This is a genomic window from Mycobacterium sp. NS-7484, from assembly GCF_001953975.1.
GTDB lineage: Bacteria > Actinomycetota > Actinomycetes > Mycobacteriales > Mycobacteriaceae > Mycobacterium.
In genome coordinates this window covers 66,154-88,594 of sequence record NZ_MBEJ01000121.1, presented here as the reverse complement: position 1 = coordinate 88,594, position 22,441 = coordinate 66,154, and the positions used below count along the sequence as shown (strand labels likewise).

General features: G+C 67.2%; 19 protein-coding genes. 6 read left to right on the top strand and 13 right to left on the bottom strand.

Going from position 1 to position 22,441, the window contains the following annotated elements; genetic code table 11:
• The first annotated feature begins 49 nt into the window (after positions 1–49).
• Positions 50–859: a hypothetical protein gene (locus A5733_RS21860; RefSeq protein WP_076241644.1), complete on the top strand. Its 810-nt coding sequence runs from the start codon at positions 50–52 to the stop codon at positions 857–859.
• Between the two features lie 73 nt (positions 860–932).
• Here A5733_RS21860 and A5733_RS21855 read toward each other — a convergent pair whose 3' ends face one another.
• The 4 genes from A5733_RS21855 to A5733_RS21840 are packed head-to-tail and all read right to left on the bottom strand — an operon-like array spanning position 933 to position 4,547.
• Complete coding sequence (locus A5733_RS21855; RefSeq protein ID WP_076241643.1) at positions 933–2,591, bottom strand: sodium:proton antiporter; 1,659 nt, start codon at positions 2,589–2,591, stop codon at positions 933–935.
• Positions 2,592–2,628: 37 nt separating this feature from the next.
• Positions 2,629–3,423 (bottom strand): Fpg/Nei family DNA glycosylase, encoded by a 795-nt coding sequence (locus A5733_RS21850; RefSeq protein ID WP_076241642.1) that lies wholly within the window; start codon positions 3,421–3,423, stop codon positions 2,629–2,631.
• 2 nt (positions 3,424–3,425) lie between these two features.
• Positions 3,426–3,899, bottom strand: a complete 474-nt coding sequence (locus tag A5733_RS21845; protein WP_067767507.1) for a ribose-5-phosphate isomerase — start codon at positions 3,897–3,899, stop codon at positions 3,426–3,428.
• Between the two features lie 39 nt (positions 3,900–3,938).
• A complete protein-coding gene (locus tag A5733_RS21840; RefSeq protein ID WP_067767321.1) occupies positions 3,939–4,547 on the bottom strand; it encodes a DsbA family protein in 609 nt (202 codons plus the stop codon).
• A 305-nt stretch (positions 4,548–4,852) separates the two neighbouring features.
• Between A5733_RS21840 and A5733_RS21835 the strand changes: the two genes are divergently transcribed.
• From A5733_RS21835 to A5733_RS21825, 3 genes are all read left to right on the top strand, one after another.
• Positions 4,853–5,260, top strand: a complete 408-nt coding sequence (locus tag A5733_RS21835) for a DUF732 domain-containing protein (RefSeq protein WP_076241641.1) — start codon at positions 4,853–4,855, stop codon at positions 5,258–5,260.
• 38 nt (positions 5,261–5,298) lie between these two features.
• Entirely contained in the window at positions 5,299–7,896 is a 2,598-nt protein-coding gene (pepN, locus tag A5733_RS21830) for an aminopeptidase N (protein ID WP_076241640.1), read from the top strand.
• 91 nt (positions 7,897–7,987) lie between these two features.
• Complete coding sequence (locus tag A5733_RS21825; RefSeq protein ID WP_083666377.1) at positions 7,988–8,329, top strand: HNH endonuclease; 342 nt, start codon at positions 7,988–7,990, stop codon at positions 8,327–8,329.
• A gap of 87 nt (positions 8,330–8,416) precedes the next feature.
• Here A5733_RS21825 and A5733_RS21820 read toward each other — a convergent pair whose 3' ends face one another.
• Genes A5733_RS21820 through A5733_RS21810 form a run of 3 tightly spaced genes read right to left on the bottom strand, consistent with a single transcriptional unit; the run spans position 8,417 to position 9,811 of the window.
• Positions 8,417–8,887 carry a DUF5130 domain-containing protein gene (locus A5733_RS21820; RefSeq protein ID WP_067767312.1) on the bottom strand — a complete coding sequence of 157 codons (471 nt, stop codon included), beginning with the start codon at positions 8,885–8,887 and terminating at the stop codon, positions 8,417–8,419.
• Complete coding sequence (locus tag A5733_RS21815; protein ID WP_067767309.1) at positions 8,874–9,107, bottom strand: hypothetical protein; 234 nt, start codon at positions 9,105–9,107, stop codon at positions 8,874–8,876. Before A5733_RS21815 ends, A5733_RS21820 begins: the two co-directional genes overlap by 14 nt.
• 59 nt (positions 9,108–9,166) lie before the next feature.
• Positions 9,167–9,811, bottom strand: coding sequence for an HNH endonuclease (locus A5733_RS21810; protein WP_067767306.1), 645 nt, complete (start codon positions 9,809–9,811; stop codon positions 9,167–9,169).
• 144 nt (positions 9,812–9,955) lie between these two features.
• On the opposite strand from A5733_RS21810, the gene A5733_RS21805 reads away from it, so the two are divergent.
• Together A5733_RS21805 and A5733_RS21800 are read left to right on the top strand one after the other, a co-directional pair.
• Positions 9,956–10,360 (top strand): globin, encoded by a 405-nt coding sequence (locus A5733_RS21805; RefSeq protein WP_067767304.1) that lies wholly within the window; start codon positions 9,956–9,958, stop codon positions 10,358–10,360.
• Positions 10,360–11,940: a glycoside hydrolase family 13 protein gene (locus A5733_RS21800; RefSeq protein ID WP_076241638.1), complete on the top strand. Its 1,581-nt coding sequence runs from the start codon at positions 10,360–10,362 to the stop codon at positions 11,938–11,940. The genes A5733_RS21805 and A5733_RS21800 overlap by 1 nt, the downstream gene beginning before the upstream one ends.
• Before the next feature lie 46 nt (positions 11,941–11,986).
• Here A5733_RS21800 and A5733_RS21795 read toward each other — a convergent pair whose 3' ends face one another.
• From A5733_RS21795 to A5733_RS21770, 6 genes are all read right to left on the bottom strand, one after another.
• Positions 11,987–12,652, bottom strand: coding sequence for a hypothetical protein (locus A5733_RS21795; protein WP_067767299.1), 666 nt, complete (start codon positions 12,650–12,652; stop codon positions 11,987–11,989).
• On the bottom strand, positions 12,649–13,011 hold the full coding sequence (locus A5733_RS21790) for a thioesterase family protein (protein WP_067767501.1): 363 nt from the start codon (positions 13,009–13,011) through the stop codon (positions 12,649–12,651). Before A5733_RS21790 ends, A5733_RS21795 begins: the two co-directional genes overlap by 4 nt.
• A 44-nt stretch (positions 13,012–13,055) precedes the next feature.
• Positions 13,056–17,918: an NAD-glutamate dehydrogenase gene (locus tag A5733_RS21785; protein ID WP_083666371.1), complete on the bottom strand. Its 4,863-nt coding sequence runs from the start codon at positions 17,916–17,918 to the stop codon at positions 13,056–13,058.
• Between the two features lie 97 nt (positions 17,919–18,015).
• Positions 18,016–19,689 carry an energy-dependent translational throttle protein EttA gene (gene ettA, locus A5733_RS21780; RefSeq protein ID WP_067767297.1) on the bottom strand — a complete coding sequence of 558 codons (1,674 nt, stop codon included), beginning with the start codon at positions 19,687–19,689 and terminating at the stop codon, positions 18,016–18,018.
• 112 nt (positions 19,690–19,801) lie between these two features.
• Complete coding sequence (locus tag A5733_RS21775) at positions 19,802–20,251, bottom strand: single-stranded DNA-binding protein (RefSeq protein WP_076241636.1); 450 nt, start codon at positions 20,249–20,251, stop codon at positions 19,802–19,804.
• 157 nt (positions 20,252–20,408) lie between these two features.
• The gene (locus A5733_RS21770; protein WP_076241635.1) at positions 20,409–22,433 is read right to left on the bottom strand and encodes a cytochrome c oxidase assembly protein; all 2,025 of its coding nucleotides are present in this window, start codon (positions 22,431–22,433) and stop codon (positions 20,409–20,411) included.
• Between the last annotated feature and the right edge of the window lie 8 nt (positions 22,434–22,441).

Genomic DNA, 22,441 nt, shown 5'->3' with positions numbered 1-22,441 from the left:
TCGCTCTTCAGACCGGGTTTCGGCATTTCCCGTCGGTACGCTGGGTCCCATGAACGGCGTCTTGCTGGTCCTCATCGTCCTCGTCATCGCCGCGATCGCGTTCGCTGTCTACAGCTCGTCGCAGGCGAACAGCCGCCGTTCCGCGGAGTCACTGGCCGACGCCAAAGCTGATGCCCGCCGGCTGATCGAGCGTTTGGGCGGGCAGGTGCTCAACCTCACCGGCTCCGACGATGCGTCCAAGCAGGCCATGGCCGATGCCTCCGAGCGCTACACCGCAGCGTCGTCGCAGATCGATCAGGCCACCACGGTCAAGCAGGCTGCGCTGGCCAAGGAGAGCGCCATCGAGGGGCTGTACTACGTGCGCGCGGCCCGCACCGCGATGGGCATGGATCCGGGTCCGGAGCTGGAGTCGTTGAGCGGGCAGCGCTCGGCCGGCGCCGTCACCGAGGACCGGCGGATCAACTTCGAGGGCCGCGAGATCGAGGCCTCCCCCACGCCCTCGCAACGCACGCCGAACTACTACCCCGGCGGCCGGGTGGCCGGACGGCCGGTGCCCGCCGGCTGGTATTCCGAACCATGGTGGAAGCCGGCTCTGGTGGCCGGCGCGTGGGGCCTGGGTTCAGTGCTGCTGTTCGACGCGTTGTTCTCGGGCATGCACGGAGTCGACTACGGCGCCCAGGGCTTCGAAAGTGGTTACGGTGACGGCTATTCCGACGGTTTCGCCGCGGGCCAGGACGGTGGCGTCGACGGCGGTGACGCCGGCGGCGACTGGGGTGGTACCGACGCCGGCGGCTGGGACGGCGGCGGGTTCGACGACGGTGGTTTCGGCGATTTCGGTGGAGATTTCGGCGGCTTCTGACCCCTGCCGAGCAGACGCAAACCCTGACATTTTCATGCGAACAGGTACCGGTTTGCGTCTGTTCGCGTGAGGGCTAGAGGCGGCTCTCCAGTCGCGCCGACACCCCGGCCTCCTGCAGATCCAGACGTTCCAACATGGCCCGCACCGCCTCATCCTCGATCCGGCCCTCGTCACGCTCGGCGATCAACGCGCCCCGCTGGGCCGCGAGCACATCGCGATAGAGACCCGAGAACACCGCGGCCCGTTTGGTCAGTGCTTCAGGATCGGGCATCTCGTCGGCATCTTGAGAATGCCGTGCGATCACCGCGCGAATCTCGGTCACCACACGGGGATCGAGGCCTTCGGGAGGGTCGGCCTCGAACGCGTCGAGCACCTCGTCGGCCGCGTCATGTACCACTTGCTCGGCCTTGATCTCCTCTGCCCGGTCCGCGGCGTGGTCGTCACAGAACCGCGACAGGTTGAGCTGACGGATCAGCAACGGCAGTGTCCAGCCCTGGATCAACAGGGTGCCCACGCTCACCGCGAAGGCGATGGCCTGGATCGTGGCGCGTTCGGGAAACGGTTCGCCTGAGGCGGTGGTGACCGGGATCGCGGCAGCCGCGGCCAGGGTCACCACGCCGCGCATCCCGGTCCAGGACACCACGACGTTCTCCCGCCAGCTGAGCGAGCGGCGGTCGATCATTCTGCGCCAGCGCGCCTTGGGTTTTCGCGTACGCGTACCGGGGGTGGAGAACTTGCTCTCCACGTGGCTGGACAGCTTGTTGCGTCCGAACATCAGGAACACCGACAGCGGGCGGATCACCAGCACGATCAGCAGGACGATGATCGAGGCCACGGCGACCACCGCCAACGATTCGTGGGCCTCGTTGAGATCCTGCAGCACGAAACGCAGATGCAGCCCGATGTAGGCGAACACGAACGCTTCCAGCAGCACGTCCACCGAATTCCAGACATAGCGTTCCTGCAGGCGCGTCTGGTAGCCGGCACCCATCGCCCCGTTGCCCACGACGAAGCCCGCCACCACCACGGCCAGCACACCGGAGGCATGGAACTCCTCGGCGGTGATGAACGCGGCGAACGGAACCACCAGTCCCTGCACGGTTTCCAGTCCTGGGTTGTCCAGGTGCTTGCGGATCCACAACGTCACATAGCCCAACAGCGCACCGACCAACGGCCCGACCGTGGCGCTATACCCGAACAACAGAAACGGATTCTCGATGAAAGTGTGGCTGCCGGCCACTTGGGCTACGGCGATGGAGAACAGGGTCAGCGCGGCCGCGTCGTTGATCAGGCTCTCGCCGGTGAGGATGGCCATGACCCGCTTGGGCAGGCCGAGCTTGCGGCCCACCGCAACGGCGGTGACGGCGTCGGGTGGCGCCACGATGGCGCCCAGCACCAACGCCAACCCGAACGTCAACGGCACCAACACCAACCACGACGACACCGCGGCCACCGCGAAGGCCGTCACGACGACCAACCCGACACCGAGACCCAGGATCGGGCGGATGTTGCGGAAGAAGGTGGGAAACGAGAAGTCCAGCGCCGCCGAATACAGCAGCGGTGGCAGCACCACCGTCAGCAGGATGTGCGAATCCAGTTCGGGGGGTTCGAAGCCGGGGAGGAACGATACCGCGCTGCCGATCACCACGATGATCAGTGCGGGTTCCATCCCGCGCCGATGTGCGATTGCGGTGACGAGGATGGCTCCGACGACGACGAGGATCAATTCCACTCGACGATTGTCCCGTGCCGCCCTCGCCCGCGTGCAGTCACACCTGGCAGGTCGGACACCAGAACAGGTTGCGGCCCTCCAGTTCTGCGGTGCGAACCGCTGCGCCGCACACCCGGCAGGCCTCGCCGGCGCGGCGATAGACATACGTGCGGGGCCGGCCAGGACCGTAGGACGGGGCACCGTGATCGTGTTCGGGACGGATGACGACGATCTTGCCGCGCCGTACCCCGACGTTCATCAGCGCCACGAGATCGGCCCACATGTCGGCGAACTCGGCCTCCCCCATCTGCGTACCGAGTCGGTAGGGATCGATGTGGTGGCGGAACAGCAGCTCGCTGCGGTACACGTTGCCGACCCCGGCGATCACTGACTGGTCCATCAACAACGCGCCAATCGACCGGCGGGACTTGCTGATTCGCGCCCACGCCAACGCCGGATCGGCGTCCTTGCGCAACGGGTCGGGACCGAGGCGGGCCACCACGTCGGCAATCTCGGGCTCGGCGATCACTTCACAGCGGGTCGGGCCGCGCAGGTCGGTGCCGTACTCGGCACCCACGATCCGCATCCGCACCTGCCCCACCGGTACGCCCAGCGGGACCGGCGCTTCGGTGAAGGTTCCGTACAGGCCGAGGTGGATGTGTACCACCCGGCCACCGTCGTAGTGGTGGAACAGATGCTTGCCCCAGGCCGAGGCCTTCGTGAAAATGTGCCCGTTCACCGCGGCCGCACCGTCGGCGAAGCGGCCTTGAGGACTGGACACCGCCACCGGCGCCCGGCCGAACCTCTTCTGGTGCAGCCGGGCCAGGCGGTGCAGGGTGTGCCCTTCGGGCACGGTCAGGCGCCGGGAACCGGCGGGGCCACGTGGTCCTTCTCGTAGGCGGCCAGGATGTCGATCCGGCGCTGGTGCCGCTCGGCTTCCGACCACGGGGTGGCCAGGAACGCGTCGACGATGGCCAGCGCCTCTTCGGTGCTGTGCATGCGCCCACCGATGCCGATCAACTGCGCGTTGTTGTGCTGGCGGGCCAATTCGGCGGTTTCGACGCTCCAGGCCAGGGCGCACCGGGCACCGGGTACCTTGTTCGCCGCGATCTGCTCACCGTTGCCCGAGCCGCCGAGCACGATGCCCAGGCTGCCCGGGTCGGCGACGGTCTTGACGGCGGCCGCGATGCAGAACGCCGGGTAGTCGTCCTCGGCGTCGTAGCTGAAGGCGCCGCAGTCCACCGGCTCGTGGCCGTTCTTGGTGAGGTGCTCAAGGATCGCTTGCTTGAGTTCGTAGCCGGCGTGGTCGGCACCGAGGTAGACGCGCATGCCGGCCATTCTCGCAGACGAACCTTGGCACACTTCGCCTCAGTCGAACTCGGGGCGCTCGGTGCGGGTCCGCTTGAGCTCCCAGAAATGCGGGTACGACGCGAACGTCACCGATGCGTCCCACAGCTTGCCGGCCTCTTCGCCGCGCGGGATCTTGGAGAGCACCGGACCGAAGAACGCCACACCGTTGACGTGGATGGTCGGGGTGCCGACGTCCTCGCCGACGGCGTCCATGCCGGCATGGTGGCTCGTGCGCAGCGCCTCGTCGTATTTGTCGGTGGTGGCCGCCTCGGCCAACTCTGCGGGCAGCCCGACCTCCTCGAGGGCCTGCGCGATGACCTGATCGAGGTCCTTGTTGTCCTGGTTGTGAATTCGCACGCCCATCGCGGTGTAGAGGGGGCTCAGGATCTCCGGGCCTTTGAGCTGCTCGGCGGCAATCGCGACGCGCACCGGACCCCAGGCCCGCTTCATCAGTTCCTGGTAGTTCTCGGGCAGGTCCCGGCCTTCGTTGAGGACCGCGAGGCTCATCACGTGGAACTGCACGTCGATGTCGCGCACCTTCTGGACCTCCAGGATCCATCGCGACGTGATCCAGCACCACGGGCACAGCGGGTCGAACCAGAAACCGGCTACATCTTTCTGAGCCATCAATACGTCCTCTCGATGTGGTTCACGGCACAACTGCGTTCAGCACAACTGTGAACCCTCGCCGACATGTTCCCGATCTCCGGTAACTATTCCGGGCGTTGTTCCGACAACCATTTCGTCAACCTTTTCGACAACGCTGTCGTCTCGGTGTCTACTTGCACGTACACGTCACGACAGCGACACAGGAAACGCATAGTGCGCGAACTTTTACCGAACAGTGTTGTTCCTGTGACCCTGGTCAACAACTGTGGCCAAAGTGAGCAGAGCGCCCCAAGAGTTCTGCGTGATAGCTGAGGAGCTTTGATATGGCCGTTCGCGCTCTACTGACCACCGCAGGGGCCATCGCCGCCGCACTGGCGTTGGCTGTCCCCGCACAGGCCGATCCGGCTCCTCCGGTCCCGATCGACCCGACCGACAACTCGTTCCTGACCGCGCTGAACGACGCCGGCGTCGGCTACGGCGATCCCGGCGCCGCCGTCCAGATGGGCCAAGACGTCTGCCCCATGCTGGTCGAGCCCGGTAAGGATTTCGCGTCGGTGGCCTCCCAGATGCGTGGCGACGGCGGCATGTCGCCCCAGATGGCCTCGTTCTTCACCGGGATCGCCATCCAGATGTACTGCCCGCAGATGATGTCGTCGATCAGCGACGGATCCATCCTGAACAACCTGGGCGCACTGAACGGACTGGCCGGCCTGGCCGGCTTCCCCCAGTAGCCCGGGTCCCGCGGCCGTCCAGCCACTAGGTTGGACGGGTGGCACTTCCCAATCTCACCCGCGATCAGGCCGTCGAGCGCGCAGCCCTGATCACCGTCGACAACTACCGCGTCGTCCTGGACCTCACGGACGGTTCCGGCAACGGCAATCCCGGCGAGCGCACCTTCCGGTCCACGACGACCGTGACGTTCGATGCCCTGGCCGGCGCCGAGACCTTCATCGACCTGGCGGCCGACAAGATCCACAGTGCGACCCTCAACGGCAAGGCGCTGGACGTCTCGGCCTACGACGAATCCACCGGCATCGCACTGACCGGACTGGCCGCGCAGAACGTGCTCGTGGTCGATGCGGACTGCCTCTACTCGAACACCGGCGAAGGTCTGCACCGTTTCGTCGACCCGGTCGACAACGAGGTCTACCTCTATTCACAGTTCGAGACCGCCGATGCCAAGCGGATGTTCACGTGCTTCGACCAGCCTGACCTCAAGGCGACGTTCGACGTCCAGGTGACCGCGCCCGCGCATTGGCAGGTGATCTCCAACGGGGCCACGGTATCGGCCGAGCGTGCCGGTGCGGTGACCATGCACACCTTCGCCACCACGCCGAAGATGAGCACCTACCTGGCGGCGCTGATCGCCGGACCGTATGCGGTGTGGCGCGACGCGTATTCCGACGCCCACGGCGAGATCCCGCTGGGCATCTTCTGCCGGGCCTCGCTGGCCGAGTTCATGGATGCCGAGCGGCTGTTCACCGAGACCAAACAAGGTTTCGGCTTCTACCACAACAACTTCGGCGTGCCCTACGCCTTCGGCAAGTACGACCAGTTGTTCGTGCCGGAGTTCAACGCGGGCGCCATGGAGAACGCCGGCGCGGTCACGTTCCTCGAGGATTACGTCTTCCGCTCCAAGGTGACCCGGGCCTCCTACGAGCGCCGCGCCGAGACCGTCCTGCATGAGATGGCGCACATGTGGTTCGGCGACTTGGTCACCATGCAGTGGTGGGATGACCTCTGGCTCAACGAGTCCTTCGCGACGTTCGCCTCGGTGCTGTGCCAGGCCGAGGCCACCGAATACGACACGGCCTGGACGACTTTCGCCAATGTGGAGAAGTCCTGGGCCTACCGCCAGGACCAGCTGCCCTCGACGCATCCGGTGGCCGCCGACATCCCGGATCTCGCCGCTGTCGAGGTGAACTTCGACGGCATCACCTACGCCAAGGGCGCAAGCGTTTTGAAGCAGCTCGTGGCCTACGTCGGCCTGGAGGAGTTCCTGGCCGGGCTGCGGGACTACTTCCGCGACCACGCCTTCGGTAACGCCACATTCGGCGACCTGCTCGGGGCCTTGGAGAAGGCGTCCGGCCGCGACCTGTCGGGCTGGGGCCAACAATGGCTCAAGACAACAGGTTTGAACACTCTGCGGGCCAACTTCGACACCGACGAGGCGGGCGAGTTCACCCGGTTCGCCATCGCGCAGTCGGGCGCGGCGCCCGGCGCCGGAGAGACCCGCGTGCACCGACTGGCGGTTGGTATCTACGACGACGATCCGGCCGGCTCGGGCAAGCTCGTCCGGGTACATCGCGAAGAACTCGACGTCGAGGGCCCCGTGACGGATGTTCCTGCGCTCGTTGGCCTTTCGCGCGGAAAGCTGGTTCTGGTCAACGACGACGACCTGACCTACTGCTCGCTGCGGCTGGACCCGGCCTCGCTGTCGACGGTGCTCTCCCGCATCGCCGACATCGCCGATCCGCTCCCCCGCACCCTCGCCTGGTCGGCCGCGTGGGAGATGACCCGCGAGACCGAGATGAAAGCCCGCGACTTCGTGGCGCTGGTGATGCGCGGCGTGCACGCCGAAACCGAGGTCGGGGTGGCACAGCGGCTTCTGATGCAGGCACAGACCGCGCTGGGCTCCTACGCCGACCCGGAGTGGGCCAGAGAAACCGGTTGGCCGGCCTTCGCGGATGCGCTGCTCGATCTGGCCGGCCGGGCCGCCGCGGGCTCGGATCACCAACTCGCGTTCGTCAACGCGCTGTGCGCCTCGGTGCTGTCACCGAATCACGTCGCCGTGCTGTCGACGCTGCTCGACAACGAACCTGCCGCGGTGAACCTGCCCGGCCTGGTGATCGACACCGATCTGCGCTGGCGGATCGTCACCGCGCTGGCCCGATCCGGTCAGGTCGATGCCGACGGCCCCGAAACGCCGTTCATCGACGCCGAAGCCGAGAACGACCCGACGGCGGCCGGCAAGCGTCATGCCGCAGCCGCCTCGGCGGCCCGGCCTCAGGACGAGGTGAAGTCCGCGGCGTGGCAACAGGTCATCGAGGACGACGCACTGGCCAACATCACCACCCGCGCGATCGTCGGCGGCTTCGTGCAGCCGGGCCAAAACGAATTGTTGACGCCGTTCACCACGCAGTACTTCGCGGCCATCTCCGGGGTATGGGCCCGGCGGTCCAGCGAGGTCGCCCAGACCGTGGTGATCGGGCTCTACCCGTCCTGGGACATCAGCCAGAACGGATTGGACGCGGCCGACGCCTTCCTGTCCGATCCGGAGGTGCCGCCGGCGCTGCGGCGACTGGTGGTGGAGGGCCGCGCCGGCGTGGAGCGCGCACTGCGGGCCCGCGCCTTCGACGTGGGCTAGGTCCCTGTGCACCGCGAGCGTGCGGGTCTGCTGCCCGACACGCCGTGCCAGAGCAACATTCTGCGCGCGCTCGCGGTCATACGCTGTGCCGGTGGCGGTCAGTAGAACCCGCGCGGCACGGGCTGCCCGCAAACGTAAGCGCCGGATGGACCTCGTCGTCCACGATCTCACCGACGATCAGTGGGAGACGATCCAGACGGCGTGGGGCGGATGTGCCTACTGCGGCAGGGCCGCGGGGCCATTCCAGAAGGACTGCGTGATGGCCATCTCGCGGGGCGGTCGGTACACCGCGGACAACGTGGTGCCGGCCTGCGTCTCGTGCAACGCCAGCAAGTGCAACTTCGAGGTCAGCACCTGGATGCGACGCAGACGACTCGACGAGCGCGCGTTCCTGACGCGGTACGTGGAGATCAGAGCTCAACTGACGGAGTGACCCGTCCGGCGCGAGCGTGCGTAAAACGCCGACCGCGAGCGGCGTGTCGGCAACAGACACGCACGCTCGCGGTGCGGATGGAACTGACTAGGCGGGTGAGACGCCGGCCGACAGCACACGCACGGCGCTGATCAGACCGTCGATCAAATTGCCTTCCTTGAAGGAGGCGGCCGCCGCCGAGACGCCCAGCGGGGCGACCTCTTCGATGCCACGGCCTTTGACGTCGGCGCCGTAGACCACCTCGATCGCGTGCTGGTCGGGTGAGACCGCAAGCAGCACCGCGTTGTTCGGTGTGGGCACCTTGGCCAGGATCTCGCGTGCCGTGGCGGCGGTGTCGGTGCCCAGGTTGCCGATGTAGACCGCGAACCTGGCCTTGGCCGCGCGCGAGCCGTACTTGAGGGCGTCGTCGAGCACGACGAGGTCCATCGTCGGGAAGGGGTAGTGCACGGACAGTTCACCGGGCTCGGTGACCCCGGAGATCCGACCGCTGTAGGTCAGGGCGTAGCCGTAGGGCAGCTCGACGTCCTTGGTCGTGGTCGCAATGTCACCACTTGCCACTTGCGCCGCCTCCGATCGTCACGCCATGGGAATCATGCCCGCCGTGCCCGTGGGCCTGCGGCTCCTCGGCGGCCCACAGGATGGGCTCGTGGGTCCACGGCTCGGACATCTTGTAGGTATCCGGGTGCGGTCCCTTGCGGGGCAGGTAGATCAACGCCAGGACCACGAACAACACCAGCGGAACCCCTCCGAGGAGGGAATGGGTAAGTGCTGTGCTCACGCGCAAACCGTATCAGCCGCACCACCGCGACGCGCCGAGAGTGCCCAGCAAGTCGGCGGTCAGGCCGCCCCTTCGCCGAGATACCGCACCCACGCCGGGTCGAGTTCTTTGATCGTCGACAGCAGCCGCCAGTGCTGGCCCTTCGGCGGCATCGGTACACAGCGCAGGTTCCACCCGAGCTCGGCCAGCAACCGGTCAGCCTTGCGGTGGTTGCACGGCCCACAGGCAGCCACACAGTTCTCCCAGGAGTGCTCGCCACCGCGGCTTCGTGGGATCACGTGGTCGACGGTGTCGGCCCGCCCGCCGCAGTACGCGCACCGGAACCGGTCGCGGTGCATCAGGGCGGCCCGCGTCATCGGGATCCGGGCCCGATACGGCACCCGGACGAAGGTGCGCAGCCGGATCACCGACGGGACCACGATGGTGCGGGTGGCCGAGTGGATGACCGGGCCTGCCGGATCGTCGTGCACCACGTCGGCCTTGCCGCACATCACCATGATCACCGCGCGTCGCAACGGCAGCGCGGTCAGCGGTTCATAGGTCGAGTTGAGCAGCAGTACCCGGCGGCGCCCCCACAGGGAGGCATCGCGAGTCGTGGTGGGGAGGGTCTCGACGGTGTGGAGCGGACGATTGGGCACATGCGGTCCCGCGGGCCCGGGGATGTGGCCGGTCCGTCGCATATGGCTTTTTTTGCTGTGCGCCATGGAGCCTCCGAGGAGACAGTCCACCACGGATCCGACGGATGTGCACGAAAATTCTTCGGGTGTGCGCAGGTCAGTCGGATGAACACCCGGTGACCAGACCACAGTGACCGGCGGCGGCGGCTTGCTCGGCCACAATGGACCACAATGAACGACGTGACTCAGGTACAGCGATCTTTCTACGACGAAGTCGGTGGCCACGAGACGTTCGCAGCGATCGTGTCGCGGTTTTACCAGCTGGTACGCGAAGACGAGATCCTGCTGCCGCTGTACCCCGAAGACGACATCGACGGCGCCGAAGAGCGGTTGCGCATGTTCCTCGAGCAGTACTGGGGCGGCCCGCGCACCTACTCCGACCAGCGGGGCCACCCGCGGTTGCGGATGCGCCACGCGCCGTTCCGGATCGGTTACCTCGAGCGCGATGCCTGGCTGCGGTGCATGCACACCGCGGTGGCGTCGATCGACTCCGCGACACTGGACGAGCCGCACCGCCGCGCGCTGTTGGATTACCTGAACATGGCCGCGGACTCCATGGTGAACTCGGCGTTCTGATGCGCCGGTGGTGGGCGGACGCGGTCTTCTACCAGGTCTATCCCCGCTCGTTCGCCGACAGCAACGGTGACGGGGTCGGTGATCTCGACGGGGTGAGCGCCAGGCTCGATTACCTCGCGGCGCTCGGCGTCGACGCGCTGTGGCTCAATCCGGTGATGGTGTCGCCGATGGCCGATCACGGTTACGACGTCGCCGACCCCCGCGACGTCGATCCGCTGTTCGGCGACATCGCCGCGCTGGACCGGTTGCTCGACGCCGCGCACTCCCGCGGCATCCGCGTCACCATGGACCTGGTGCCCAACCACACCAGTTCGGCGCACCCGTGGTTCGTCGAGGCGCTGGCCGATCCGCGTCGCCGCGACCGCTACATCTTCCGTGACGGCCGCGGCCCGGGCGGGCTGAAGCCGCCGAACAACTGGGTGTCGGTGTTCGGCGGCCCGGCCTGGACCCGCGTCACCGAAGCCGACGGCCGACCCGGCCAGTGGTATCTGCACCTGTTCGATCCGGCCCAACCCGACCTCAACTGGAACCACCCTGAGGTGTTCGAGGACCTGGAGAAGACGCTGCGGTTCTGGCTCGACCGCGGCGTCGACGGATTCCGCATCGACGTGGCCCACGGCATGGCCAAGCCACCCGAATTGCCCGACATGGTTGTCACCGACAGCGCACTGCTGCGCAACAGTGACGATGACCCGCGGTTCGACAACGACAGCGTGCACGATATTCACCGGTTCATCCGCACGGTGCTCGATGACTACCCCGACGCCGTGGCCGTGGGCGAGGTGTGGGTGCACGGCAATGAGCGCTTCGCGAAGTATCTCCGTCCCGACGAGTTGCACCTCGGCTTCAATTTCCGTCTGGTACAAGCAGATTTCGACGCCGCCGAGGTGCAGGACGCGATCCTCAACGCGATGGCCGCGGCCGACCTGGCCGGTGCGACGCCGACGTGGACGTTGTCCAACCACGACGTGGAGCGCGAGGTCACCCGTTACGGCGGTGGTGCCAGCGGGTTGGCCCGGGCCCGGGCGATGGCGCTGGTGATGTTGGCGCTGCCGGGCGCGGTGTTCGTCTACAACGGCGAGGAACTCGGGCTGCCCAATGTCGAGTTGCCCGACGAGGTGCTGCAGGATCCGGTGTGGGAACGCTCCGGTCAGACCGAGCGTGGGCGTGACGGCTGTCGGGTGCCGATGCCGTGGTCCGGCGATGCCCCGCCGTTCGGGTTCTCCTCGAGCGCCGACACCTGGTTGCCGATGCCGGCCGAGTGGGCAGCGCTGACCGTGCAGCGTCAGCAGGCCGATCCGGCGTCGACATTGGAGTTCTACCGCAGCGCAATCGGATTACGTTCCAGCCGTGCGGAATTCGGTGGTTCCTCGGTCGAGGTGACGAGCGCGAACGGACTTCTGAGGGTGCGGCGCGCCGGCGGCCTGATATGTGTGCTCAACACCGGCACAGCTTCGGTGGCGCTGCCGCCCGGCGAGATCCTGTTGAGCAGCGGCGCACTGGTGGACGGTCTACTCCCGCCCGACACCGCCGTGTGGATCGTGCCCCATTCCTCACCGCGAGCAGACGCAAACCAGTAGTTTTCCACGCGAAAAGGTACGGGTTTGCGTCTGCTCGCCGAGGAAATCAGCCGAGGATGAGGGCGGCGGAGTCGCGACGGCGATACACCGAGCCGAACCGGGCATCGATCCGCAGCCAGGACGGGTGCGCGCGGACCCGCACGATCTCCTGCTCGCTGACCTGATTGCCGGTCTGGGGCAGAAAACCCATGGCGGTCAAGGCGAATACGCAACGCATCGGCACACCTACGGTGAAATCGCCTGCGCTGACTGCGATCACCTCCTGGTCCAGGAGCGAGGCCGGCGGACCGTGGGCGCTGCCGTGCTCGCGGGCCAACGCCCCGCCCTGTTGCGCGAGGTCGAGCATCACCCGGGCCGGCACGTCGTCGAGGTGGACGAAGCCTTCCTCGGGAGGCAGTCCGCCGCGCCAGGCCGAATCCATTGGGAAGCCGGGGTCGATGTATCCGCCCTGTCCCCCGGCCAAACCGGACAAGCCGGCCGCCAGGGCATCGGCCCCGGCCGAGAGATCCGCCGGGCGCAGCCGCCCGGCCACCACCCGGCTGGCCAGGACCTCCAGCCCGGTCGCCACCCATGCGATCACCGAACCTGGGCCGCGCTCACGCAACCGCACCACCGCGGCGCTGTCCAACCGCAGGGCACGGTCCACGAACGTCGCGAAATCGTCTCGATCACGCGGGTTTTCGATCCACAGGCCGCGCTCCGGGGCGGTCATCGCAGATAGCGCTCCAGGTAGGCGCGTTGCTCGCCCGTCAACCGTTCGAGTCGTTGTTCGGCGATGTGCACGGCGGCCAGCTGGGTTTCACCGATCACCGATGGTTTGGAGTCGGGCGCGGCGTTCACCGACCGCACCTCGTAGCCGATGGTGAAGTCGACGGCACGCACCCGCTTGGACCACATGGTCACCTGCAGCGGTGAGTCCACCAGCCGCAGCTGGCCCTTGTAGGAGATGCTGACGTCGGCGATCAACAGGCCGATGGTGTCGATGGTGGGCCCGAACGGCTCACGCAGGAACGGAATCCGAGCCTCTTCGAGGATGGTCACCATGGTTGCGTGGTTGATGTGCTGGTACATGTCGATGTCCGACCAGCGCACGTGCACCGGCGCTACGAAGCCTGTCACCCAGTTGTTCCCGTTCCACTCGTTCGTGTCATGCTGCGGATCTGCCGCGCGGCCACCGACAGCGTCGCCAGATCCTGCTCACCATCTTGGTATATCTCGGTCAGCGTGCGGCGGGCGCGGGTCACCCGGGAGTTGTTGGTCAGCTCCCACTCGGAGATCTTCTCCTCACCGGTCTCCTCCGGTTCCCCGACCGCCAGCACGTCGAAGCACAGCGCCCGCAACGATCCGTAGATGTCGTCACGAATTGCCAACCGCGCCAGCGAATGCCAGCGGTCCTCCCGGCTGAGTCGCGATACCGCCGTGAGCAGCCCGTCGGCCCCGAGATGATCCATCAGGGTGAAGTAGGTGTCGGCCACCTCGACGGGGTCACGGTCGACGATGTCGGAGATGTCGATCACGTCGAGCAGGCTGTACTGATACAGCCCGGTCGCGACCGCATAGGCCAGGTCCTCGGGCACCCCTTGCGAGGCGAATTCACCGGCTTCCTTGTCGACGATGGCCTTGTCGTCGCCACGCAGCCATTCGGGCATCCGCGGGCGCAGGGTGGCGACCTTGGCGGCGAACCGGTTGATCTCGGCGCCGACGGCCAGCGGTTGCGGACGGTAGTTCAGCAGCCAGCGGCCGGCCCGGTCCACAAGCCGACGCAGGTCCAGCGTCATCCGATCGGTCACCGCAACCGGCACCCCGTCGTCGCCTGCGGCCCGGATCCGGCGCCACACCTCGCCGATGCCGAAGATGGCGTCGGTGGCAACATAACTGCGCAGTGCGTCGACGGGGCCGACACCGACATCCTCGGTGATCCGGTAGGCATAGCTGATGCCGCTGGTGTCGACGAGATCGTTGACCAGCATCGTGGTGACGATCTCCCGGCGCAGCTGGTGCGAACGGATCTCACTCGTGAACTGCTCACGGAGCTTCTCGGGGAAATACTGCGGCAGCCGGGAGGCGAACACCTCTTGGTCGGGCAGGTCACTGGCCAGCACGTCGTCCTTGAGTGCGAGCTTGACATGGGCCATCAGTGTGGCCAATTCCGGTGAGGTCAAACCGATCCCGGCATCGGCACGGCGCCGGATCTCCTTCTCCGACGGCAGCGCCTCCAGCTCCCGGTTGAGCCCGCGGTTGACGACGAAGTCCTTGATCATCCGGGCGTGCACCGAGAGCAGCCCGGGCGCGTTGGCGCGGCTGGTGCCCATCAGGTCGTTCTGATCCTTGTTGTCGGCCAGGACCAGGTCACCGACCTCGTCGGTCATCGACAGCAACAGGTCGGTGCGTTCCTCGGGACTGACCTTGCCCGCAGTCACCAGCGAGTCGATCAGGATCTTGATGTTGACCTCGTGATCGGAACAGTCGACACCGGCGGAGTTGTCCAGGGCATCGGTGTTGATCCGACCACCGGCCAGGTTGAACTCGATACGTCCCAGTGAGGTCACGCCGAGGTTCCCGCCCTCGCCGATGACCTTGGCCCGCACCTCGTTTCCGTTGACCCGAATCTGATCGTTGGCACGATCCCCGACGTCGGTCTCGGTCTCGGCCTTGACGTAGGTGCCGATGCCGCCGTTCCACAGCAGGTCCACCGGCGCCTTGAGCACCGCTTTCATCAGGGCGGGCGGGGTGAGTTCCTCGATGTCCTCGTCGAGTCCGAGGGCGGCGCGCGCTTGCGGGCTGATCGGGATGGACTTCTGCTGCCGGCTGTAGACGCCGCCGCCCTCGCTGATCAGCTCGGAGTCGTAATCCTCCCAGCTGGATCGGGGCAGCTCGAACAGCCGCTGGCGCTCTGTCCAGGACGCGGCGGCGTCGGGGTTGGGGTCGAGGAAGATGTGCCGGTGGTCGAATGCGGCGATCAGCCGGATGTGCTTGGACAACAGCATTCCGTTGCCGAACACGTCACCGCTCATATCGCCGACGCCGACAACCGTGAAGTCCTGACTCTGCGTGTCGACGCCCATCTCGCGGAAGTGGCGTTTGACCGATTCCCAGGCCCCCTTGGCGGTGATGCCCATGGCCTTGTGGTCGTAGCCGATGGAGCCGCCCGAGGCGAACGCGTCACCCAGCCAGAACCCGTAGGACTTGGCGACCTCGTTGGCGATGTCGGAGAAGGTGGCCGTGCCCTTGTCGGCCGCAACCACCAGATAGGCATCCTCCCCGTCGCGGCGCACCACATCCGGTGGGGTGACGACGGCGCCGGTCTGCTTGTCGACGTTGTCGGTCACGTCGAGCAGCCCTGAGATGAAAAGTTGGTAGCACGCCACCCCTTCGGCGCGGGTCGCCTCGCGGTCGGCGGTGGCGTCACCGGTGAGCTCCGGCGGCCGTTTGACCACGAACCCACCCTTGGCCCCGACGGGCACGATGACGGCGTTCTTCACCGCCTGGGCCTTGACCAGACCGAGGATCTCGGTGCGGAAGTCCTCGCGACGATCCGACCAGCGCAGTCCGCCGCGGGCCACGAACCCGAACCGCAGGTGCACACCCTCTACCCGCGGCGAGTACACGAAGATCTCGAACTTGGGCCGTGGCAGCGGCAGTTCGTCGATCAACCCGGGATTCAGCTTCATCGCCACCGCACCGCGTTGCCGGGCCGACTCCGGTTTCCGGACAAAGTAATTGGTGCGCAGGGTGGCCTGGATCAGGCTCGCGAAGGCCCGCAGCACACGGTCGGTGTCCAGGCTCACCAAGGCGTCGATGTCGGCGGCCACCGCAGCGGCGGCCCCTTGGGCGTCCCGGGATCCCGCCGTGTCCTCCGACGGGTCGAACAACGCCTCGAACAGCTGCACCAGCGAGCGGGTGGTGTGCGGGTTCTCGTTGAGCACCGACTCGATGTGTGACTGGCTGTACGGAAATCCGGCCTGGCGCAGGTATTTCGCGTAGGCGCGCAGGATCACCACTTGCTGCCAGGTCAGGTCGGCTCGCAACACCAGTTCGTTGAAGCGGTCCACCTCGACCGAGCCGTGCCAGATCGCGGTCACCGCATCGGCGAATCGCTGCGCGGTGGTCTCACGGGAGGCGGCGTCGGGCGACTCGGGGATGCTGCGGTGTCGGGCAACCTTGAACTGGTAGATCCAGACCGGCAGTCCGTCGGCGCGACGCACGGTGTAGGGGCGTTCCTCCAGCACCACCACACCCATCGACTGCAGCATCGGCAGCAGCTCACTCAGCGAGGCCGACTGTCCACCCAGATACCAGGTGAGTTGCGCCGGTGCGCCATCCCCGGCCGTGTCACTCTCACTGAAGACAAGTTTGACCGAGTTGTCTTGCAGCCCTTCGATGATCGCGATGTCGGCGATCGCATCCGCCGGGGCGACGGCCTGCTTGTAGTCCTCGGGGAACGCGGTGGCGTAGTGCTCGACGGCGGCACGGCTCAGCTCGGCGTCGGCCGCCGCACTGGTCAGCCGGTCACCCCAGTTGCGGGTGGCCTCGGTCAGCAGGTTCTGGATCCGGTTCTCGTTCTCGGTGGAGGTGTCCACGGCGCCGGGCGACGTGCCGCCGGGCAGACGCACCGCGAAATGGACGACGGCCCAAGGCGACTCACTGACCCGGGCGGAGTAGTCGATGCTCTCGCCGCCGAGCTCACGCACCAGGATGTCCTGCATCTCCAGCCGCACCGCGGTCGTGTACCGGTCGCGCGGCAGATACACCAGGCAGGAAACGAAATGGGCGAGCTGATCGGCGCGCAGGAACAACAGGGTGCGGCGACGCGACCCGAGGTCCACCACGGTCAGGGCCATGTCCAGCAGCTGCTTGGAGCTCAGCGCGAAGAGCTCGGGGCGGGGAATCGTCTGGATGATGTCGCGCAGCAACTGACCGGGATGGCTGGGGTCGCGGCGGGCCATGGCCAGCGCCTCCTCCACCCGTCGCGAGATCAGCGGGATCTCCAGCACATTGGCGTTCGTCGCAGCCACGGTGAACAGGCCGACAAAACGGTGCTCGAGGACCCGGGCACCGCCTTCGCGCACCACGACGATGTAGGGGTTGGCGCCGTACCGCACATAGCTCGGCAGGGTGGCTTGGGCCAGCACCATCAGGTCGTCCTCGGCGGTCAGCGGCGGCAGCACGTCCTCGCGCAGCTTGAGCACCCCCAGCCGGCTGGCCGGATCGACCACGGCCTTACCGTCGTCGATCCCGCATTGCTGATAGCCGAGCAGCACGAAATGTCCGTCGGACAACCAACGTAGGAGTGCCGCGACATCCCGGCGGTCGGTGTTGGGGAAACGTCCTTCGACGTCGGTGGCCACGTCGTTGGCCAGGCCGTGCAGCGCCGCGCCCATCGCCGCGGAGTCCAGCCCGATCTGGCGGGCGTCGGCCAGCACGCCGGGCAGCAGCCGAACCACCTCGGTGAGTGCCGGGCCGTCGGCCGCCCCACTGACCGGGACCAGGATCCAGCACTCGTCGACGCCGTCGCTCCCGGTGGCCTCGGCCGCGGGCCGGAAATCCACCAACTCACCGTCAGCGCCGCGACGCACCCGCAGCACCGGGTTCATGATCGCCGGATAGGCGACGCCGTGGCGGTGCAGTAAGACCGTCACCGAATCGACCAGCATCGCGGCCTGCTCGGTGACGATCTGCAGCGCGGGCCCGGAGTCGTCGTCGCCCGGGTACACCGAGACCTTGGTCTCCCCCGGCGCCCGGTCGCTGCCGAGTTGGAGGTGGGCGGCCACGAGCGCGTCAGACAGATCGGAGACCGGCCGGTCGGCGGCACCGACCGGCTGCGGTCCGGTGGCGACCATCCCGGACCCGTCGCCCGACGGAGCGCGGTAGGTGGACCGGAAAGCCACAGACAGGCGGTGGACCGCGTCCGGCGGTGGCTGCCGTCGATCCCGGTCGCTGATTTCCTGCCTGCGAACAGCTTCCGGCTTGGCCGTCATACGGATCACTCCTGACTTCCGCCCACACACCGGCATTGGTGCATAGCCGACATTAGTAGCGTCGACGACCCCCCTGCGCCCTTTAGCTCGTCACGGGTCAGTCCCGGGTCAGTCTCCGGTGGGTTACCCGATGTGGACGAGCAGCCTCGGCCCCGAGACGTTGAATCTTGTTCTCCTCGTAGGCACCGAAGTTGCCCTCGAACCAGAACCACTTGGCCTCGTTGTCGTCGTCGCCCTCCCACGCCAGGATGTGCGTGCAGGTGCGGTCCAGGAACCAGCGGTCGTGGCTGATCACAACGGCGCAACCCGGGAACTGCTCGAGCGCGTTCTCCAGCGAGGACAGGGTCTCGACGTCGAGGTCGTTGGTCGGCTCGTCGAGCAGGATCAGGTTGCCGCCCTCTTTGAGGGTCAGCGCCAGGTTGAGTCGGTTGCGCTCACCACCGGACAGCACGCCGGCGGGCTTCTGCTGATCCGGCCCCTTGAACCCGAACGCCGACACGTAGGCGCGCGACGGGATCTCATTCTGGCCGACCTCGATGTAGTCCAGGCCGTCGGAGACCACCTGCCACACAGTCTTGTTCGGGTCGATTCCGGCGCGGCTCTGGTCGACGTAGGACAGCTTGACCGTGTCACCGACCCGGACCGTGCCGCTGTCGGGCTGCTCGAGCCCGACGATGGTCTTGAACAGCGTGGTCTTGCCGACGCCGTTGGGCCCGATGACGCCGACGATGCCGTTGCGGGGCAGGGTGAAGGACAGGTCCTTGATCAGGGTGCGGCCCTCGAAACCCTTGTCGAGGTGTTCGACCTCGACCACCACATTGCCCAGCCGAGGCGGGGTCGGGATCTGGATCTCCTCGAAGTCGAGCTTCCGCGACTTCTCGGCCTCGGCGACCATCTCCTCGTACCGACCGAGGCGGGCCTTGTTCTTGGCCTGCCGGGCCTTGGCGCCCGAGCGGACCCAGGCCAGTTCTTCCTTCAGCCGCTTCTGCAGCTTCTGGTCCTTCTTGCCCTGAACCTCGAGGCGCTCGGCCTTCTTCTCCAGGTAGGTCGAGTAGTTGCCCTCGTAGGGGTAGGCCCGGCCGCGGTCGAGTTCCAGAATCCATTCGGCGACGTTGTCGAGGAAGTAGCGGTCGTGGGTGACGGCCAGGATGGCGCCCTTGTAGCTGGCCAGGTGCTGCTCGAGCCACAACACGCTCTCGGCGTCCAGGTGGTTGGTGGGCTCGTCGAGCAGCAGCAGGTCCGGCTTGCTCAACAGCAGCTTGCACAGCGCGACGCGTCGCTTCTCACCACCGGAAAGGTGGGTCACCGGCTCGTCCGGCGGCGGGCAGCGCAGGGCGTCCATCGCCTGCTCCAGCTGGGAGTCGATGTCCCAGGCGTCGGCGGCGTCGAGCTCCTCCTGCAGCTTGCCCATCTCTTCCATGAGCTCGTCGGAGTAGTCGGTGGCCATCAGCTCGGCGACTTCGTTGTAGCGATTGAGCTTGGCCTTGACGGCGACGCCCTCCTCGACGTTTTCGCGAACCGTCTTGTTCTCGTCGAGTTGCGGCTCCTGCATCAGGATGCCGACAGTCGCGCCGGGCGCGAGGAAGGCGTCGCCGTTGTTGGGCTGATCGATGCCGGCCATGATCTTCAGGACGCTGGACTTACCGGCCCCGTTGGGGCCGACGACGCCGATCTTGGCGCCGGGCAGGAAGTTCAGCGTGACGTCGTCAAGGATGACCTTGTCGCCGTGCGCCTTGCGGACCTTGCGCATCGTGTAGATGAATTCGGCCATGCCGTGAGGTGCCTTTCGTCAAGCTCTGCAGGTACGTCGGATGGGCGCGCGCGCATCGTGGCGCGGCAAGCCCGACTTGCTCGCGACCCATCCTAGGCGTGGCCGAATATGGCTAGGCCGACAGTGGCAGGTCGCCCGCGTCGACCTCGGTTTCCGCGTCATGCTCCACGTCACCGGGCTCCGGATCGGGCACGGGGGCCGTCGGCCTCGGCAACGGCGCCACCTTGGCCGTGCAGCGGGACAGATCGGGGCCGACCGCGGTGGCCCGCACCTCCACCGACGATCGCCGCACGCCCTCCTTGTCGTCGTACTCGCTGGTGTAGATGTGCCCGGTGACCACCACGGCGTCGCCCTTCATCAACGAGGCGCTCGCGCCGGTGGCCAGATTCCCCCAGCAGTTGACGGTCACGTACAACGAGTTGCCGGACTCCCAGGTGCCGTCCGGCAGGCGCCGCCGCGAGTTGCTGGCCACCCGGAACTTGTAGAGCTCCTGATCGCCGAACCGCAGCCGGACCGGGTTGGTGATGATGTTTCCGACGATGGTGAACGGGGTCTCGAACATTGGGGTTCCTTTCGCTTCATCGATTCCGGCGGCCCGGTGCCGAAGCGTCGCGACCGCCTTACGCAGCCATTGACCGTCCGCGCCCCGACAGCGGGCACGAAGACGACCGCACAACACCGTCGGCTGTGGATGAAACGCGCGCTGGGGATAACTCCGCTCAGCCCGAGGGACGGTCGCGCCGCGCCATCTCGGCGAGCATGGCGTTGTACGCCGCCAAGTCGGCATCGTCGTCACGGTCGGCGGCCCGGTCCAGGCGCTTCGCGGTGCGCTGGTCGCTGCGGCGCCACTGGATCAGCAAGGCGAGCATCACGATCACCAACGGGACTTCGCCTGCAGCCCAAGCGATTCCACCACCGAGGTGCTGATCACCGAGAAGGTCGGTATGCCAGGGCAGCTGCAGTGAGCGGTAGAACGACTCGCCGAGCACCGTGTCCATGCCCATCATCACCACGCCGAAGAACGCGTGCAGCGGCAGTGAGGCGAACACCATGCCGATCTTGACCAGGTGCGAGATCGGCCGCGGGGTCGGATCGATGCCGATGACCACCCAGTAGAACAGGTAGCCCGAGAGCAGGAAATGCACGTTCATCAGCACGTGGGCGGCGTGGTTGCTCACCGCGGCGTCGAAGATGCCGCCGAAATACAGGCCGTAGAAACCCGCCACGAATAGCACGGTCGCGATGATCGGCTGGGTCAGGATCTGCGATACGCGCGAATGCAGCGCGGCCAGCAGCCATTCTCGCGGGCCGGGCGGTGATCCGCGGCCCGCGGCCGGCAACGCGCGCAGGGCCAGGGTCACCGGCGCCCCCAGCACCAGCAGGATGGGAACCAGCATCGACAGCAACATGTGGGCGATCATGTGCATGCTGAACATCGCCGGCATGTAGCGACCGAGACCCGACGAGGTGGTCAACAGCAACGTGGCGCAGCCCAGCAGCCAGGCGATCGTGCGGCCCACCGGCCAGGCGTCACCGCGACGGCGCAGCCGGTACATCGCCGCCAGGTAGACCGCCGCCCCGAGGATCGCGGCGGTGCCGAACAGCAGGTCGAATCGCCAGTCGAACAGGATGCGTGTCACTGTCGGTGGGCCGGCGAAGTCGTATCCGATCGCCACCTCGGCGGCGGTCGGGGTCCTCCCTTCCGGCGGTGGCGGAGTCCGTCCCAGGCCGACGGCGATGCCGAAGGTGACGCCGAACAGCGCGGCCTCGGTCAGCGCCAACCGGATCAGCGGGCCCCGCGAGTCAGGGTCGGCGGCCAGGGCGGTCAGGCTCACCCGGCGCTGAGCCCACCCCAGTACGCCGAGCAGGGTCAACGCCACGATCTTGGCCAGCACCAGCCAGCCGTAGGTGGTGTGCACGAGGTCGGCCGGCTGCATCCGCACCAACGCGTTGACCACACCGCTGAAGGCCATCGCGACGAAGCACCACAGCGCCAGCGCCGAGAACCGGCGCGCGGCCAGCGCGGTGTTCGAGCCGTCGGATCCGCCTCGCATGGCGTCGGCCAGCAGGGCCAGCAGGCCGCCGGCCCACAACGCCGCGGCCACCAGGTGGATGAACAGGCTGTTGGTGGCCAGGTCGTGAGCACCGCCGGCCGACGAATGTCCGGTCAGGACAAGTGGCATCAAGGTCAGCAGCGACCCGCCCAACAGCACCGGCGTCCATCCCCAGCGGAGCACCGGCAGGCTGGCAATGGTGACCGCGGCAGCCAGAATCGCCGTCCAGCGCCAGGCGGCGGCAACGTCGACCAGATCCGCCGCCGACCACACGTCGGCGGGACCGAGGTGCTCGAGCAGTGGCTGCCCGGACACGTCGGAGACCGTCAACGGCACCAGCAGCGCCGCGCAAACTGTCCACACCCCCGAGGCCGCCGAACCGAGCCGCAGCGCCCGGTAGCCGGCGACGTCGAGCACGCCGTTGGCCTGGGGCGCCGCCAAGAACGCCGCGAACAGGAATGCCCCCACCGCGACGACGGCGGCGATCTCCCCCGCGGCGCGCACGAACGGCAACCCGTAGGTGGTCACCGGGCCGGGATCGGGCAGGCCGGTGGCGGTCAGGGCGTCGGCCAGCGACAGCGCGCCGATACCCGCCGCCACCGCTCCGGCGAGCAGGCCGACACCGACCAGTACGGGCCACACCGCGCTGTTACGCACGCTGGAGGCGGTCACCCGGCCGGCAGAAGTCATGGTTCAAG